The organism is Arthrobacter dokdonellae, assembly GCF_003268655.1.
Lineage (GTDB): Bacteria > Actinomycetota > Actinomycetes > Actinomycetales > Micrococcaceae > Specibacter > Specibacter dokdonellae.
The window spans coordinates 2,214,378-2,231,272 of the sequence record NZ_CP029642.1 but is presented as its reverse complement, the minus strand read 5'-3'; the positions used below and the strand labels follow the sequence as shown (position 1 = coordinate 2,231,272).

Below are 16,895 nucleotides of genomic sequence, written 5' to 3'. Positions count from 1 at the left end.
CACACCAGATCAAGCGCTTGAAACGCGCTGACGTGCGGTAATACGGTGCCCGAGGTGGGACTCGAACCCACACACCTCTCGATACTGCATTTTGAGTGCAGCGCGTCTGCCATTCCGCCACTCGGGCCTCTGCCGGGAGCCCAAAGGACTCCGTTACAAAGATCACGCGCCGGTTCGGGAATCGCTCCCGAACAAGTGCGCGAAACCACTCTACATGCAGATAGGCTGTTTTGTAGAACCACCGCCACCCGTGCGCCCCGGCTTCGGACCCCGCGTCCGAGCCCACCCGCCAACAGCTTTCCAAGGAGCCATCAGTGTCCGAACAATCGGAATCCACCACGCCCGCACGCCGCGTCATCGTCGCCGAGGACGAGACCCTGATCCGGCTGGACATCATGGAGATCCTGCGCGGCGAGGGCTACGACGTGGTGGGCGAGGCGGACAACGGTGAAAAGGCTGTGGAACTGGCCAAGGAGCTTAGGCCCGACCTGGTCCTCATGGACGTCAAAATGCCCGTCATGGACGGCATCACGGCGGCCGAGCACATTGTCAAGGCCCGCATTGCCCCCGTGGTCCTGCTGACCGCCTTTAGCCAGAAGGAGCTCGTCGAGCGGGCCCGCGACGCCGGCGCCATGGCCTACGTGGTCAAGCCCTTCACACCCGCCGATCTCATCCCCGCCCTGGAGATCGCCCTCTCCCGCCACGAGGAAATCAAGGCGCTCGAAAACGAGGTGTCCGACCTCCAGGAACAGTTCGCCACCCGCAAGCTCGTCGAACGCGCCAAGAGCCTGCTCACCACCAAGATGGGCCTCTCCGAACCCGAAGCCTTCCGCTGGATCCAGAAGACCTCCATGGACCGCCGCCTGAGCATGCGCGAGGTCGCCGAGACCATCATCAACCAGGTCAACTAGCAGGGCCTTGACGAGGGCCACGCACGATACGGACCCGCGGCGAGCCTGCGAGCCGTAGGAACGGACCCGCGGCGTGCCTGCGAGCCGTAGGAACGGACGCCCGCTCAACATACGACGCCGGAACCCACCCAGGGTGCCGGCGTCGAACTTTAATGTGCGTGGGTTAAATACCAAGACGCACTTGTTGCTGAAAACAAGAGCGGATTCAGCAATGAGCGCGTCTCAGTGAACACCTTCGGGGCGGTACAGGCGGACCAAGAGCCGTGAAAAGTGGACGAGCGCGCCGAAATGCGGCCATTCATGCGCCGACGGGGTTGTTGTTGGCTCCGCGCCCGCTCCGACTGTACACATAAGGCGGAATTGCCCCGAAAATCCGCGGTGACTTTACACATATGGCGCCCCTTGAGATTTCCAAGGCGCCATATGTGTACAGTCGACGCCGCCAGCTCAGCCGAGGCCACCGTATGTGTACGTTCACGGGTCCTCGCGACCCTGTTTTCGTATCCGGTCGGTTAGGCGGTGGGCCAGGGGCCAACCTTTTCCCGGTTCAGCGGGACGCCGTCGGCGCCCTTGCCAATGTCGGCCAGGTCGCCCACCTTGTGCGCCTTGACCAGGTTCGTGGAACCGGCCTGTCCGGGAGGGGAACCGGCCGCGATGACAACCATGTCGCCTTCGGACACCAGACCCTTCTCCAGCAACGTGCGGTCGACCTGCTCGGTCATGGCGTCGGTGTGGGCCACCATCGGCACCAGCACCGGCTCAATGCCCCACGTCAGGGCCAGCTGGTTGCGCACCTGCTCCACCGGAGTGAACGCGAAGACCTGCCGGGACGGGCGCAGCCGCGACAGGCGGCGAGCCGAGTCGCCGGACTGCGTGAACGTCGCAATGTACTTGGCTTCCAGCTGGTCAGCGATCTGCACGGCGGCGGCGGTGATGACGCCGCCCCGGGTCTTCGGCTCGGAGCCCAGGCCCGGGATGCGCTTGAGGCCGTCCTTCTCGGTGGCCTCAATGATGCGGGCCATGACCTTGACGGTCTCGATCGGGAACCTGCCGACGCTCGTCTCGCCGGAAAGCATGACCGCATCGGCGCCGTCGAGCACCGCGTTGGCGCAGTCCGAAGCCTCTGCCCGGGTGGGGCGCGGGCTTTCAATCATGGATTCGAGCACCTGCGTGGCCACGATGACCGGCTTGGCCCAGCGTCGCGCCAGGTCCACGCAGCGCTTCTGCACGAGCGGGACGTCTTCCAGCGGCAGTTCCACGCCAAGGTCGCCACGGGCCACCATGATGGCGTCGAACGCATCGACGATGGCCTCGAGATTGTCCACTGCCTGCGGCTTTTCGATCTTGGCGATCACGGGGACGCGGCGGCCTGCCTCGTCCATGATCTCGTGGACACGCGAGATGTCCGCGGCGTCCCGGACAAAGGACAGTGCCACGAGGTCCACGCCGCACTTGAGTGCCCAGCGCAGGTCGTCCTCATCCTTTTCGCTCAAGGCCGGAACGTTGACCGCAACACCTGGCAGGTTGATGCCCTTGTTGTTGGAGACCTTCCCGGGCACAATGACCTCGGTGACGACCTTGACATCGTCCACCAGGGTGGCCCGGACGGAAACCTTGCCGTCGTCAATGAGCAGGATGTCCCCGGCCTTGACGTCCTCGGTGAGGGATTTCAGCGTGGTGGAGCAGATGTCCTTGGTGCCCGGGACGTCCTCGGTGGTGATCGTGAAGACGTCGCCCACGGCCAGATCGTAGCCTTCGCCGTTGGCGAAGCGGCCCAGGCGGATCTTCGGGCCCTGGAGGTCGGCCATGATGGCGACGCTCTTGTGCAGCTGGTTTGATGCCTTGCGCACGTTGTCGTAGGTGTTCTGGTGCACGGTGTAGTCGCCGTGGCTCATGTTCATCCGGGCAACGTTAACGCCCGCGTCCAGAACGGCCAGGGTGTTCTCGAAGCTGGCGATGGCGGGCCCAAACGTGGCCACAATTTTTGCGCGTCTCAATTTACCTACCTAATGGTGTGGTTGACAGTGGAAATCCTTGGTCCCTGCTTCAAGCCTAGCCGTTGGCCGCTAAACACGGATAGCCGAGTCGCTGGGTGAGACGGGCGCGTCCAGGTTCGTCTCGCCCATCAGGAACTTGTCAACCGCCGCGGCGCAGGCGCGGCCCTCCGCGATGGCCCACACAATCAACGACTGTCCCCGCCCGGCGTCCCCGGCGGCGAACACGCCGGTGCGGCTCGTCATGTAGTGGCCGTCGCGCTCCACGTTGGAACGCCCGTCCAGCTCAACGGGCAGCTGGTGGGTCAGCTCGGCGGTCTCGGGACCGGTGAAGCCGAGCGAGAGGAACACCAGGTCGGCCGGGATGGTCCGGTCGGTGCCCTCCTTGGGCACGCGCCTGTTCCCCACATACTCGGTCTCGGCGATCTTCAGCCCGGTCAGCACCCCGTTGTCGCCGAGGAATTCCACCGTGGAGGCCAGGTAGCTGCGTTCCCCGCCTTCCTCGTGGGCGCTGGCCACTTCAAACAGGTTCGGGAACGTCGGCCACGGCTGGGCGGAGCCGCGCTCCAGCGGCGGCTGCTTCCCGATGGCGAGGGTGGTCACGGACGCCGCCTGCTGCCGGTGCGCCGTGCCCAGGCAGTCCGCCCCGGTGTCGCCGCCGCCCAGGATGACCACGTGCTTGCCGCGGGCATCGATCTGGTTCTCCACGCGGTCCCCGGCCACCACCCTGTTCGACTGCACCAGATAGTCCATCGCAAAGTGCACGCCCTCCAGCGCGCGCCCGGGGATGGGCAGGTCGCGGGGCACCGTGGCCCCCGTGCACACCACGACGGCGTCGTAGCGCCTTCGCAGTTCCTCCCACCCGATGTCCTTGCCCACCTCGATGCCGGTGCGGAAGCGGGTCCCCTCGGCCGCCATCTGCTCCAGGCGGCGGTCCAGGGTCTCCTTCTCCAGCTTGAAGTCCGGGATGCCGTAGCGCAGCAGCCCGCCAATCCTGTCGTCGCGCTCATACACGGCCACCGTGTGTCCGGTGCGCGTGAGCTGCTGGGCCACGGCCATGCCCGCCGGGCCGGAACCGACGACGGCGACCGTCTTCCCCGTGAGCCTGGCCGGCGGCAGCGGGTGGACCCAGTCCTGGGCGAAGGCCTCGTCAATGATGGAGACCTCCACCTGCTTGATGGTCACGGCCGGCTGGTTGATGCCGAGGACACACGCCGTTTCACACGGTGCCGGGCAGAGCCGGCCGGTGAATTCGGGGAAGTTGTTGGTGGCGTGCAGCCGTTCAATGGCCTCCTGGCCCTTGTCGCGCCACGTGAGGTCGTTCCACTCGGGGATGAGGTTCCCCAGCGGGCAGCCCTGGTGGCAAAACGGCACGCCGCAGTCCATGCAGCGGCCGGCCTGCGCCTTCAGGACGCCTTTTTCCTGGGCCTCGTACACCTCTTTCCAGTCCATGATCCGGACCGGGACGGGCCGCCGGGCCTGGGTGATGCGTTCCCGATTCTTCAAAAAACCGCGGGGATCAGCCACCGGTAACCTCCAAAATTTTCTGCCAGACGGAATCGCCGTCGGGGTCTTCGCCCAGCCCGGCTGCTGCCAGGCGGGTTTCCAAAACTGCCGCGTAGTCGCGCGGGAGTGCCTTCGTCAGGCGGGCGGTCGTCGCCGGGAAGTCGGCCAGCAGGGCCTCGGCCACCGCCGATCCCGTCTCGTCCCGGTGCTTCACCAAAAGTGCGTGGACAATGTCCGCGTCGCCGGCGTCGAGCGTCCGGAGCTGCAGCTCGCCCGAGTCCAGGGCCGCCTTGTTGACGTTGCTTGCCTGGAGGTCCAGGACATAGGCCGTGCCGCCGGACATGCCGGCCCCGAAGTTGCGGCCGGTGGGCCCCAGGATCAGCGCCTGCCCGCCGGTCATGTATTCGCAGCCGTGGTCGCCAATGCCTTCGACGACGGCCGTGGCGCCGGAGTTGCGGACCAGGAAGCGCTCGCCCACCTGGCCGCGCAGGAACATCTCCCCGCTGGTGGCCCCGTAGCCGATGACGTTGCCGGCAATGACGTTCTCCGCTGCGGTGAAGGCATTGGCCCGGTCGGGCTGGACGGTGATGCGCCCGCCGGAGAGGCCCTTGCCCACGTAGTCGTTGGCGTCGCCGAACAGCCGCAGCGTGATGCCGGCCGGCAGGAAGGCGCCCAGCGACTGGCCGGCCTGGCCGGTCAGCGTCACGTCGATGGTGTCCGGCCCGAGCACGTCGATGCCGAACGTCTTGGTGACGTGCCAGCCCAGCAGGGTGCCCACCGAACGGTCCGTGTTGACCACCGGGACGCTGATGCGCACCGGGGCCCGGTCCGCCAGCGCCTCGGCGCTCATGGCGACCAGCTGCTGGTCAAAGTGCTTCTCCAGCTCGTGGTTCTGCGTGGTCAGGCTTCGCACCGGCACGGACGCGGGCACGCCGGCGTCGGACAGGATCGGCGACAGGTCCAGTCCCGCCGTCTTCCAGTGGTTCAGGGCGTCCCGCGTGTCCAGGAGGCCACCCTGCCCGATGGCTTCCTCGAGGGTCCTGAAGCCGAGCCCGGCGAGGATTTCGCGGACCTCCTCGGCCAGGAATTCAAAGAAGTTCACCACGAATTCCGGCTTGCCGCTGAACCGCCGTCGCAGTTCGGGGTTTTGCGTGGCCACGCCGACCGGGCAGGTGTCCAGGTGGCACACCCGCATCATCACGCAGCCGGACACCACCAGCGGCGCCGTGGCGAAGCCGAATTCCTCGGCGCCGAGCAGTGCGGCGACCACCACGTCGCGGCCGGTCTTCAGCTGCCCGTCCACCTGCACCACCACGCGGTCGCGCAGCCCGTTCAGGCGCAGCGTCTGCTGCGTCTCCGCCAGGCCCAGCTCCCACGGCATGCCGGCGTGCTTGAGCGAGTTCAGCGGGCTGGCGCCGGTGCCGCCGTCGTGCCCGGAAACCAGGACGACGTCGGCCTTGGCCTTGGTCACGCCGGAGGCCACCGTGCCAATCCCCATCTCGGAGACCAGCTTCACGTGGACCCGAGCCTCGGGGTTGGCCCGCTTGCAGTCGTAAATCAGCTGCGCCAGGTCCTCGATCGAGTAGATGTCGTGGTGCGGCGGCGGCGAGATCAGCCCCACGCCGGGGGTTGAATGCCGGGTTTCGGCAATCCAGGGGTAGACCTTCTTGGCCATCAGCTGGCCGCCCTCACCCGGCTTGGCGCCCTGGGCCATCTTGATCTGGATGTCCTGGGCGTTGGTGAGGTAGAGGCTGGTCACGCCGAAGCGGCCGGAGGCGACCTGCTTGATCGCGGAGCGGCGCTCCGGGTCCAGCAGGCGGTCCACGTCCTCCCCGCCCTCGCCCGTGTTGGACTTGGCGCCGAGGCGGTTCATGGCGATGGCCAGGGTCTCGTGGGCCTCGCGGGAGATGGAGCCGTAGCTCATGGCCCCCGTCGAGAAGCGCTTGACGATGCTGCTGACCGGCTCAACTTCCTCCAGGGGCACCGGCTGGCGGACGCCGTCGCGGAACTTCAGCAGCCCACGGAACGTCATGAGCTTCCCGGCCTGGTCGTCGATCCCCTGGGTGTACTTCTTGAAGATGTCGTAGCGGCGTTCCCGCGTGGCGTGCTGCAGCCGGAACACGGTGTCCGGGTTGAACAGGTGCGGCTCGCCTTCGCGGCGCCACTGGTATTCGCCACCGCCGGCCAGGGGCTGGTGCGGGACATCCACGCCGTCGACCGGGTACGCCTGCGTGTGCCGCGCACCGACCTCCGCAGCCACGACGCCGAGGCCGACGCCGCCGAGCTGGGAGACGGTGCCGGTGAAGTATTCACTGACGAGTTCCTGCGACAGGCCCAGCGCCTCAAAGGTTTGCGCCCCGCAGTAGGAGGCCACGGTGGAGATGCCCATTTTGGACATGATCTTCAGCACGCCCTTGCCCAGGCCCTTGATCAGGTTGTGGACTGCCTGCTCCGCGCTCACGCCGGTGATGTCGCCGTTGCGGACCAGCTCCTCGACCGATTCCATGGCCAGGTACGGGTTGACGGCGGCCGCGCCGTAGCCGATCAGCACGGCCACATGGTGGACCTCGCGGACGTCGCCGGCTTCCACCACCAGGGAAACCTTGGTCCGGTTGGAGCTGCGCAGCAGGTGGTGGTGGACGGCGCTGAGCAGCAGCAGCGACGGAATCGGGGCCCAGGCGGCCGAGGAGTCGCGGTCGGAGAGCACCACGTACTGAACGCCGCGGTTGATGGCGCCGGACACCTGCTCACAGATCTCGGTGAGCCGGGCACGCAGGGCCGCCTCGCCGCCGTCGAACTTGTACAGCCCGCGCACCTTCATGGCGATGCGCTCCCCTCCGGTGCCGTCGGCGCTGGCGGGGCTCTCGATGTTGGCGATCTTGGCCAGTTCGTCATTGTTGATCACGGGGAACGTCAGCGCCACCTGCGGCATCCTGACCTTGGCGCGGGAGAGCAGGTTGCCCTGCGGGCCGATCGCCGTGTTCAGGGAGGTGACGAGCTCCTCCCGTATGGAGTCCAGTGGCGGGTTGGTGACCTGGGCGAAGGACTGCACAAAGTAGTCAAACAGCAGGCGCGGGCGCTTGGACAGCACGGCCACGGGGGTGTCGGTGCCCATGGCGCCCAGCGGCTCGCCGCCGGTCTGGGCCATGGGGCCAAGCAGGATCTTCAGCTCCTCCGTGGTGTAGCCGAAGGTGCGCTGGCGGTGGACGACGGAGGCGGCCGTGTGCACCACGTGCTCGCGTTCCGGCAGCTCGGCCAGGCGGATGGTGTTTTCCTTCACCCATGCGGCCCACGGGTTGGCCGCGGCGAGCTGGTTCTTGATCTCCCCGTCACGGATGAGCCGGCCAGCTTCGGTGTCCACCACAAACATCTTCCCGGGTGCCACCCGGCCCTTTTCCACGATCCTCTCGGCGGGAAGGTCCAGCACGCCGACCTCGGAGGCAAAGACGACCAGGCCGTCGTCGGTCACCCAGTAGCGGCACGGGCGCAGGCCGTTGCGGTCCAGGGTGGCGCCCACCTGGTTGCCGTCGGTGAAGGACACCGCGGCAGGGCCGTCCCACGGCTCCATCATGAGGGAGTGGTACTCGTAGAAGGCCTTGCGGTCCGGGTCCATCGTGGCGTGGTTTTCCCAGGCTTCGGGGATCATCATCATGATGGCTTCGGTGATGGGGCGGCCGGAGAGCCACAGGAGCTCCGCCACCTCGTCGAACGACGCGGAGTCCGAGGCGCCGGGGGTGCAGATCGGGAACAGTTCCTCGGGCGCGTCCCCCAGCAGCGGGTGCGACATGGTGGACTGGCGGGCCCGCATCCAGTTGCGGTTGCCCTTGACCGTGTTGATTTCGCCGTTGTGGGCGATGGTCCGGAACGGCTGGGCCAGCGGCCACGACGGGAACGTGTTCGTGGAGAAGCGCGAATGCACCACTGCCAGCAGGGTCTTGAAGCGCCCGTCGGAGAGGTCCGGATAGAACGGCTCCACCTGGGCCGTGGTCAGCATGCCCTTGTAGACGATGGTCTTGGAGGACAGGGAGGGGAAGTAGACGCCGAACTTGTGCTGGGCCCGCTTGCGCAGCCGGAATGCCTTGGCGTCCAGGGCATTCGCCTCGCTGCGGGTCGGTGCAGGCGCCGGCCGGGTTGCCGTGGGGGCCTGGGCCGGCACGTCCCGGGCGGGCAGGTCCTGGGCGGGCAGGTCCTGGGCCAGGAACAGCTGGCTGAAGTGGGGCATGCAGGCCCGGGCGCTGGCGCCTACCAGGTCCGCCACGACAGGGACCTCGCGCCAGCCCAGCACCTTCAGGCCGTCGCGTTCGGCCAGCGCTTCAATGCCTGCGCGTGTTGCCGCCAGCTCCTTGGGATCCGTGGGCAGGAAGGCGGTGCCCACGGCGTACTCCCCTGCGGGCGGCAGTTCCAGCCCGGCAACGGCACGGAAAAATTCGTCGGGGATTTGAACGAGGATCCCGGCACCGTCTCCGGTGCCTTCGTCGGCACCCACGGCGCCGCGGTGTTCGAGGTTGCGCAGCGCGGTCAGTGCGTTTTGCACTATGTCGTGACCGGGCGTGCCGCGCAGGGTAGCGACGATTGCCAGTCCGCAGGCGTCCTTCTCTGTCTCGGGGCGGTACAGGCCGGCCTGCTCCGGAATGGCGGCAAAGCGCGTGAAAGGCGACAGTGCGTGGCCGGCGGACAGCTGTGAAGCTCGAGTCATGGCGGTTGGGTCCTTCCCCTGGTCGAACGGTGGTTGGGGACGACGATGGCCCTTGGCGACCGGGGTGGAATCCCCGGGAAGCAGAATTGGTGCGCAACAACGGCGTTGCGCCGTCGCCTGCTGTGACAAGCACCCTTGGACGGTTCTTCCTTGGTGCAGGTGCACAACCTGGCCCGGCGGTGTCCCGGGCCGTCAGTACGCGGCGGATTTCACTATATAGGGGACCGGACGCAAGTGAATACATCGGTCTTGAAATATGGACACATATGCACGATCCGTAATAATCTTGAATCTTCGGGGTGTTCGTCGCCTTCATCCCGTCAGACGCTCCTGCAGATCCGGGCCGGTATTCACCCACGCTCCTGCAGCGGCAGTGCCACTAGCACAAGCGCCGCTGCGGGAGCGTCCTTTAAAGAGCCCCCGATCCCGGTATCCGCAGGAGCGCTCTAAAAGGTTGCCTGATCTGCAGGATGGTTCTCCAAAAACTCCCCAGACCTGCAGGAGCGTTCTCCAAAAACTCCCCCCGATCTGCAGGAGCGTGTGGAATCCGCCGGCGGGGCGGGCCTGGTCCGCACAGCCTGCCGGCGGGTCGGATGCAGGAAGGGCGGCCCCTGACGGGACCGCCCTTCCTGTGTGCTGTTGCCGGCAGCCGCTGCCGCCGATGGACAACGTGGGGCTGCTAGCCTCCGGACTTCTTCGATGCATCCGTAGTGGATGCGCCCCCGGAAGGGGCTTCGTCCGACCCTCCGCCGCCTACCGCGCCAGGTCCCCCGCCCCTCGCCTCCGGGCCGCCCACGTCAGTGGCGCCGGAGCCAGGGGCATCGGAGTCAGTCGCCTTGAGGTCGGTTGCCTTGGGCGCGACGTGCCTGGCCCCCGCTTCGCGGTCCCCCGCATCCCGGGCGCCGGCATCGGATGAAGCGGCGCCGGCGGGCTGCGCCGCGGAGGCACCGGCGTCGTCCGTGCCCGTGGTGCCACCCGCCTGATCCGTGCCCGCGGTGCCGGCCCCAACCGCGGCCGGTTCGCGGCCGGGCAGGTAGACGGATTGGGCCACGGACTTGCGGCGCACGAACGTCAGGATCAGGAAGACGAGCAGAGCGGCCGTGAAGACCAAGATGCTGGTCCACACGTTCAGCCTGGCGGTGATGCCAAAGAAGGTGAGGTGCTCGGCGGCGTCGATGCGCAGCATTTCAATCCACAACCGGCCCGCAGTGTAGATCATGGCGTACATCAGGAACAGGCGGCCTCGGCGCATCCGGAAATGCCTGTCGATGAGCAGCAGCGCAACCACGCCCAGAACGTCCCATACGCATTCATACAGGAAGGTGGGGTGGAAGAGCGTATCCGGGCTGAAGCCGCTGGGCACGAATTGCGGGTCCACATGCAGGCCCCAAGGCAGCGTGGTGGGTCCGCCAAACAGTTCCTGGTTGAAGTAGTTGCCCCAGCGGCCGATCGCCTGGGCCAGCAGGATGCCCGGCGCAGCGGCATCGATGAAGGCGGAGATCTTCACTCCCGCACGGCGGCAGCCGATCCACGCGCCGATGACGCCGAGCACCACGGCTCCCCAGATGCCCAGCCCGCCCCGCCAGATCTGTGGAATCAGCCAGAGGTTGCCCGTGCCGTTGTAGCCCGGGCCGAAGTAGGCGTCGGGGGAGGAAAACACATGGTAGAGCCGGCCGCCGATGATGCCGAACGGGATGGCCCAGATGGCGATGTCCCAGATGGAGCCCTCGGGACCGCCGCGCCGCTTCCAGCGGATGCTGGTCAGCCAGATCGCCGCAATGATGCCCAGGAGGATGCACAGCGCGTACGCGTGGATGCGCAGCGGGCCGATGTCGAAGCCGGACCACACCGGCGCGGGAATGGCGGCCGGTGCAGAGGCGGCCAAGGAATGGGCGGTGAAGGTCACTGGCGGTTACGCTCCCGTAGTGGTGGTCGGTGTCGCAGGGTCGAAGGCCGTGCTGAGTTCCCGGGCGAGTTCGCCCACGGCCGGCACGCCGCCGTCGCGAAGCGCCGCCACCAAGGCGGTGCCCACAATGACGCCATCGGCGTAGGCCGCAATCTCACGCACATGCTCGGGCTTGGACACGCCCAGGCCCACGCAAACGTGTTCGGCGCCGGCTCCGTGGGCTGCGGCCACCACGGCCTCGGCCGCGCTGGACACCGACGCACGGGCGCCGGTCACGCCCATGATGGAGACGGCGTACACAAAGCCGCGGGTGGCCTGCACCGTCATGGCCACGCGTTCCGGCGTGGACGACGGGGCCACGAGGAATACGCGGTCCAGCCCGTACTTGTCCGAGGCGGCGAACCATTCTTCGGCTTCGTCGGGGATGAGGTCGGGGGTGATAAGCCCGGCGCCCCCGGCCTCGGCCAGCCGGCGGGAAAATTCGTCAACACCCATGCGCAGCACGGGGTTCCAGTAGGTCATGACCAGCACCGCGGCGTCGGTTTGCGCGGTGACGGCTGCAACGACGTCGAACACGTCCGCGACGCGGAACCCGTTGGCAAGGGCCTGCGTGGTGGCTGCCTGGATGACGGCGCCGTCCATGACGGGGTCCGAGTACGGGATGCCGATTTCAATGATGTCAGCGCCGTTGCGGGCCACCGCGATCGCGGCGTCAATGGCCGTCTGCTTGTCCGGGTAGCCGGCCGGCAGGTACGCGACCAGGGCCTTGCGGCCCGCGGCCTTGGCGCGGTCGATTGCCGCTGCGGACTTGCTGGCGGCGCCTTGGTTGCCGGCGGACTTGCCCCCGGTGGCCGGGGCGGTTGCTTCACTCATGCGTGGCATCCTCTGCGTTCTCGTCGGCGTTTGCTTCTGCCGTTGGTGCGGCGCCCTTGGAGGAGCGGGTGGAAAGCGTGGTGCCCTTGACGTGGCCGTCCTCGTCCAGCATGCCGAACCACTCCGCGGCCGTTTCCACGTCCTTGTCGCCGCGGCCGGACAGGTTCACGATGATCACAATGTCCGACGGCGTTGCCGCGCCTTCCGTGAGCCGCTTGCCGACCTTGATGGCGCCGGCCAGGGCATGGGAGGACTCGATGGCCGGGATGATGCCTTCGGTCTGGCTGAGCAGCTTGAACGCGTCCATGGCCTCCGCGTCGGTGATGGGTTCGTAGCTGACGCGCCCGATGTCTGCCAGGTAGGCGTGCTCCGGGCCCACTCCCGGGTAGTCCAGGCCGGCCGAGATGGAGTGGGATTCGACGGTCTGGCCGTCCTCGTCCTGCATCAGGTAGGACCGCGCGCCGTGGAGCACCCCGGGGCGGCCCAGCGTGATGGTGGCGGCGTGGCGGCCGGTTTCAACGCCGTCGCCCCCCGCCTCGAAGCCGTAGATCTTCACGCCCGCGTCGTCCAGGAAGCCGTGGAAGATCCCGATGGCGTTGGAGCCGCCGCCGATGCAGGCGCAGACGGCGTCCGGCAGCCGGCCGATCTGCTCGAGGATCTGGGCGCGGGCCTCCTCGCCGATGACCTCGTGGAAGAAGCGGACCATGGCGGGGAAGGGGTGGGCCCCGGCCGCGGTGCCCAGCAGGTAGTGGGTGGTTTCGACGTTGGCGACCCAGTCGCGCAGCGCGTCGTTGATCGCGTCCTTAAGTGTCTGGGAGCCGTTGGTCACGGGCACCACGGTGGCGCCCAGCAGCTGCATGCGGGCCACGTTCAGGGCCTGCCGGCGGCAGTCCTCGGCGCCCATGTAGACCACGCATTCCATCCCGAGCAGGGCAGCGGCCGTGGCACTGGCCACGCCGTGCTGGCCGGCGCCGGTCTCGGCGATGATGCGGGTCTTGCCCATGCGCCTGGCGAGCAGGGCCTGGCCAATCACGTTGTTGATCTTGTGCGAGCCCGTGTGGTTCAAGTCTTCGCGCTTGAGGAAGATGCGCGCTCCGCCGGCGTGCTCGCCGAAGCGCCTGGCCTCGGTCAGCAGCGACGGGCGGCCGGAGTAGTTCTTGTTCAGCTCGGCCACTTCGGCCAGAAACTCCGGATCCACCTTGGCCTTTTCAAAGGTGTCCTCAAGCTCGTCCAGAGCGGCGATCAGCGACTCCGGCATCCATCGTCCACCGTAGCTGCCGAAGTAGGGCCCCGGCGCGTGGCGCAGGGACTGCTCCGTGATGCGTGCGTCCGGTCCGTTGCCGCCGGCCAGGAACGCCGTTGCGGCGTCGTCCATGCCGGCGGGTCCTGATGACGAAGCTGTGGGCTCATGGGCCATCAGTTCCACCGTCCTGTTCGTTGCTCATAGTTGCGAATAAGTCGTTGGCCCGCCGGCCGGCCGGCATGCCTGGGCCGCGCCGCTCCAGGCCGGGATGTACACGGCCCTTCCCGGCCGTGCGTGCCCGGCCCTTCCGGGCCGGAAGCCGGACCGGGCTAGCGTGCGTCTTGGTGCAGGTCCTGCATTGCCGCCGTGCCGGCCTGCTTGAATTCTGTGATCCGCTCCAGCGGGGCGGCGTCCCTGACGAGTGCCTCGCCCACCAGGATGGCGTGGGCGCCGTGCCCGGCGTAGTGGCGCACGTCCTGCGCGTCGCGGACACCCGATTCGGCAATCACCACGGGGCCGGCCGGAATGTTCCCTGCCAGGGCGGCGAAGTGGCCGCGGTCCACCTCTAGCGTCTTCAGGTTTCGGACGTTGATGCCGATGATCTGGGCGTCCACGGCCACGGCGCGCTCAATTTCCTCCGCGGTGTGCGTTTCGACGATGGCGTTCATGCCGAGTTCACGGGCCAGCGCCAGGTAGTCGCGCAGTTCGCCGTCGTTCAGGGCGGCCACGATGAGCAGCACCAGGTCGGCACCGTGGGCCCGGGCCTCCCAAATCATGTAGGGGTCGCAGGTGAAGTCCTTGCGCAGGACGGGGATGCGCACCGCTGCCCGCACGGCATCCAGGTCGGCCAGGGAACCGCCAAACCGGCGCTCCTCCGTCAGCACGCTGATCACCGAGGCACCGCCGTCGGCATACCGGCCGGCCAGTGCCCCGGGATCGGCGATGCCGGCCAGCTCCCCCTTTGACGGGCTGCGGCGCTTGACCTCGGCGATGACGCGCAGCTCCGGAAGCGCGCCGGCGACCCCGCCCAGGGCCGCAAAAGCATCCAGGGCGGGCGGCGCCGCGGCGGCCCGGTCCTTCAGTTCCGCGAGGGGCACCGTCCGCATGCGGGCGTCAAGGTCCTCCCTGACCCCCGCAATGATGTCCTGCAAAACAGTCACGGTCAGTGGCCGTTGTTCTTCAGCTTGCTTCCGCCAACGCCGAACCCGGCGACCTTCATGGCCACTCCGACGATCAGGCCGATGGCAATGATCGCCACACCGATCCAGAACAGGATGGTGGCGCTTTCACCAATGAGGAAGGCGATGCACCCTACAATGACCCCGACCAGCATGACCGTGACGCAGGTCCACGCGGCCGGGCTGTTCCCGTGACCCAGTTCAATGCTGTGGTCGATGGGACCTTGCGTGCTGACCGTTGCGGACGTGGTGGCCGACTTGTTGCTCATGGTAACTCTCCCTTTGATGCGGATACTGCAATACATTCTGCCATTAGAAGCTTGCGGAAGCCGAAACCCGGCCGCGCTGTGGACGTCGCCGCAGCCTAGGCCGTCGGGTCGTCGCCGCGGCTGAGCCAGTCCCAGCTGTCCACTTCGTCGATGGGGTCGCCCGGGCCGGGGCGCTCCGCGGAGGAGGTGGCGGCGTCGTACTTGGTCCGCACGGTCCAGCGGCGGCCGACCCACAGGATGAGTCCGGCGGCAGCTGCCAGCACGATGGATGCGGCCAGGGCGGCCAGGGGGAACCATGTGGTGGTGGCGTCGCTGGCAACGCCGACGACGCCGGTGGCCTTGCCCACTTCGGCCATGGCCGCTGCGGACGGATCGGCCAGCACGCCAAGCACGACGGCGATGATGCCCAGTGCGCTGAGCAGCACGATCGCGCCGGCGATGATCCGTGCCACGCGCCCGGCGATGGTCGTGGCCAGTACGCCCGCCAGTGCAACCAGGGCCAGCGCCGAGACGGCGACGGCGGCCTTGCTGCCCGGGACGTTCAGGGCGGCCTGCTGCACGGCGCCTTGGGCGAAGGACACGTGGATCCAGGTTTGGGTGGTGGTGCCAAAGACGGCCAGCGCCGCGAGCACGGCAAGCATGACCAGCGTGGACTTGCGCTGCCAGGTCGGTACGGATGGTTTGGCGCTCATGAAAGGTTCCCCGTGACGTTGGCGGATGTGAAAGGGCGGTTCCCTGCGGCTTCCGCGGTGGCTCCCCAGGCGGCTTCCCCCAGCGCCCGAAGCGACGCCGCGGCATGGACCGCGCGCAGCGGCGCCGCGGCCTTGTTGACGGTCTCCTGGGCCTCGGTCTCGTTGACGGAGTCGGCCACGATCCCGCCGCCGGCCTGGACATAGGCCTTGCCATCCAGCAGCAGGGCGGAACGGATGGCGATCGCCATGTCCATGTCGCCGGCAAAGTCCAAATAGCCCACCACGCCGCCGTAGATGCCGCGGCGGTGGGGTTCCAGCTCGTCCAGGAGGCGCAGGGCGCGCGGCTTGGGCGCGCCGGACAGCGTACCGGCCGGGAAGGTCGCGGCCAGCACGTCGTACGGCTTCTTGTCCTTGGCCAGGGTGCCCACCACGGTGGACACCAGGTGCATGATGTGGCTGAAGCGCTCCACCTCCATGAACTGGGTGACATCAACCGTGCCGGGATTGCACACCTTGGAAAGGTCGTTGCGGGAGAGGTCCACCAGCATCAGATGCTCGGAACGCTCCTTTGCGTCCGCGAGCAGGTCCCGGGCCAGGAACTTGTCCTCCTCCAGCGTCTTGCCGCGCGGGCGCGAGCCGGCAATGGGGTGCGTGATGACCTCGGTGCCGCTGACGCTTACCAGCGCCTCGGGCGAGGAGCCCACGATGGAGTAGGGCTTGCCGTGCGCATCCTCGAAGCTGTACAGGTACATGTAGGGGCTGGGGTTGGTGTTGCGCAGCACCCGGTACACGTCCAGCGCGGAGGCTTTGCAGGCCATTTCAAAACGCCGAGAAATCACCACCTGGAACACCTCGCCGTCAACGATGGCTTCCTTGCCCCGGTCAACGGCCTTCAGGTAGTCGTCCCGGTCCCACCGTTCCTGGACGCTGTCCGCAAAGGATGCCTCCGGCACGTCCATGACGGACATCGGCTGGACGACAGGGGTGCGCAGCTGCTCCAGCATGCCGCGGACCCGCGCGACGGCGTCGTGCCAGGCCGCGTCCACGTTGTCGTCGGTGCCGTTGACATTGATGGCATTGGCGATCAGCAGCACCGTGCCTTCGGTGTTGTCATGGACGGCCATGTCTGAAATGAGGTTCAGCGCCAGTTCGGGCAGGTGCAGGTCATCCTCGGGCGGGGACGGCAGCTTCTCCCAGTGCCGCACCGATTCCCAGCCGACAAAGCCGACCAGCCCGGAGGTGAACGGAGGCAGGCCCTCGAAGCGCTCGGTGGCGAGCAGCTTCAGCGTGGCCTCCATGGCGTCCACGGGGTTGCCGGACAGGGGAACGCCGACCGGCGGCTGGCCCTGCCAGTGGGCGGCGCCGTCGTTGGTGGTCAGGGTCGCCCCGGACTTCACGCCGATGAAGGAGTAGCGGGACCAGACGCCCCCGGCGGCCGCGGACTCCATCAGGAACGTTCCGGGGGCCTCCGCGGCGAGCGTCCGGTACAGGCCGATCGGCGTTTGCGCGTCGACCAGCACCTTGAGGCGGACGGGGACCACCCTGCGGTTCCGGGCGAGCTCGCGGAACTCCTCGAGCGTGGGGCTGATGACACCAAGGTCTTGCATGAAGGGAATGTACTTTCGTC

11 protein-coding genes and 1 tRNA gene are annotated in these 16,895 nt (G+C 67.6%); 1 reads left to right on the top strand and 11 read right to left on the bottom strand.

What is annotated here, in order from left to right; all coding sequences use genetic code 11:
- Positions 1 to 46 precede the first annotated feature (46 nt).
- Positions 47 to 127 (bottom strand) — tRNA-Leu (locus DMB86_RS09880).
- Between the two features lie 187 nt (positions 128 to 314).
- Between DMB86_RS09880 and DMB86_RS09875 the strand changes: the two genes are divergently transcribed.
- Positions 315 to 911, top strand: a complete 597-nt coding sequence (locus DMB86_RS09875; protein WP_113717609.1) for an ANTAR domain-containing response regulator — start codon at positions 315 to 317, stop codon at positions 909 to 911.
- 512 nt (positions 912 to 1,423) lie between these two features.
- Here DMB86_RS09875 and pyk read toward each other — a convergent pair.
- The 10 genes from pyk to DMB86_RS09825 form a co-directional block, all read right to left on the bottom strand.
- On the bottom strand, positions 1,424 to 2,908 hold the full coding sequence (pyk, locus tag DMB86_RS09870; RefSeq protein WP_113717608.1) for a pyruvate kinase: 1,485 nt from the start codon (positions 2,906 to 2,908) through the stop codon (positions 1,424 to 1,426).
- 69 nt (positions 2,909 to 2,977) lie between these two features.
- Positions 2,978 to 4,432: a glutamate synthase subunit beta gene (locus DMB86_RS09865; RefSeq protein ID WP_113717607.1), complete on the bottom strand. Its 1,455-nt coding sequence runs from the start codon at positions 4,430 to 4,432 to the stop codon at positions 2,978 to 2,980.
- Complete coding sequence (gene gltB, locus DMB86_RS09860) at positions 4,425 to 9,107, bottom strand: glutamate synthase large subunit (RefSeq protein WP_113717606.1); 4,683 nt, start codon at positions 9,105 to 9,107, stop codon at positions 4,425 to 4,427. Before gltB ends, DMB86_RS09865 begins: the two co-directional genes overlap by 8 nt.
- Before the next feature lie 679 nt (positions 9,108 to 9,786).
- Positions 9,787 to 11,013 (bottom strand): prolipoprotein diacylglyceryl transferase, encoded by a 1,227-nt coding sequence (gene lgt / locus DMB86_RS09855; RefSeq protein WP_171814441.1) that lies wholly within the window; start codon positions 11,011 to 11,013, stop codon positions 9,787 to 9,789.
- A 6-nt stretch (positions 11,014 to 11,019) separates the two neighbouring features.
- Positions 11,020 to 11,886, bottom strand: coding sequence for a tryptophan synthase subunit alpha (gene trpA, locus DMB86_RS09850; protein WP_113717605.1), 867 nt, complete (start codon positions 11,884 to 11,886; stop codon positions 11,020 to 11,022).
- The gene (trpB, locus tag DMB86_RS09845; protein WP_171814598.1) at positions 11,879 to 13,303 is read right to left on the bottom strand and encodes a tryptophan synthase subunit beta; all 1,425 of its coding nucleotides are present in this window, start codon (positions 13,301 to 13,303) and stop codon (positions 11,879 to 11,881) included. Before trpB ends, trpA begins: the two co-directional genes overlap by 8 nt.
- Positions 13,304 to 13,458: 155 nt before the next feature.
- Positions 13,459 to 14,289: an indole-3-glycerol phosphate synthase TrpC gene (gene trpC / locus DMB86_RS09840; protein ID WP_113717603.1), complete on the bottom strand. Its 831-nt coding sequence runs from the start codon at positions 14,287 to 14,289 to the stop codon at positions 13,459 to 13,461.
- 2 nt (positions 14,290 to 14,291) lie between these two features.
- Positions 14,292 to 14,576 (bottom strand): HGxxPAAW family protein, encoded by a 285-nt coding sequence (locus tag DMB86_RS09835; protein WP_113717602.1) that lies wholly within the window; start codon positions 14,574 to 14,576, stop codon positions 14,292 to 14,294.
- Positions 14,577 to 14,671: 95 nt separating this feature from the next.
- Positions 14,672 to 15,268 (bottom strand): Trp biosynthesis-associated membrane protein, encoded by a 597-nt coding sequence (locus tag DMB86_RS09830; RefSeq protein ID WP_113717601.1) that lies wholly within the window; start codon positions 15,266 to 15,268, stop codon positions 14,672 to 14,674.
- Positions 15,265 to 16,875 (bottom strand): anthranilate synthase component I, encoded by a 1,611-nt coding sequence (locus DMB86_RS09825; protein WP_113717600.1) that lies wholly within the window; start codon positions 16,873 to 16,875, stop codon positions 15,265 to 15,267. Before DMB86_RS09825 ends, DMB86_RS09830 begins: the two co-directional genes overlap by 4 nt.
- Positions 16,876 to 16,895 lie beyond the last annotated feature (20 nt).

Coding starts and splice junctions, on each gene's coding strand:
- DMB86_RS09835 (WP_113717602.1), bottom strand. CDS start 14,576: ATGAGCAACAAGTCGGCCACCACGTCCGCAACGGTCAGCACGCAAGGT.
- trpB (WP_171814598.1), bottom strand. CDS start 13,303: ATGGCCCATGAGCCCACAGCTTCGTCATCAGGACCCGCCGGCATGGAC.
- trpA (WP_113717605.1), bottom strand. CDS start 11,886: ATGAGTGAAGCAACCGCCCCGGCCACCGGGGGCAAGTCCGCCGGCAAC.
- gltB (WP_113717606.1), bottom strand. CDS start 9,107: ATGACTCGAGCTTCACAGCTGTCCGCCGGCCACGCACTGTCGCCTTTC.
- DMB86_RS09830 (WP_113717601.1), bottom strand. CDS start 15,268: ATGAGCGCCAAACCATCCGTACCGACCTGGCAGCGCAAGTCCACGCTG.
- DMB86_RS09825 (WP_113717600.1), bottom strand. CDS start 16,875: ATGCAAGACCTTGGTGTCATCAGCCCCACGCTCGAGGAGTTCCGCGAG.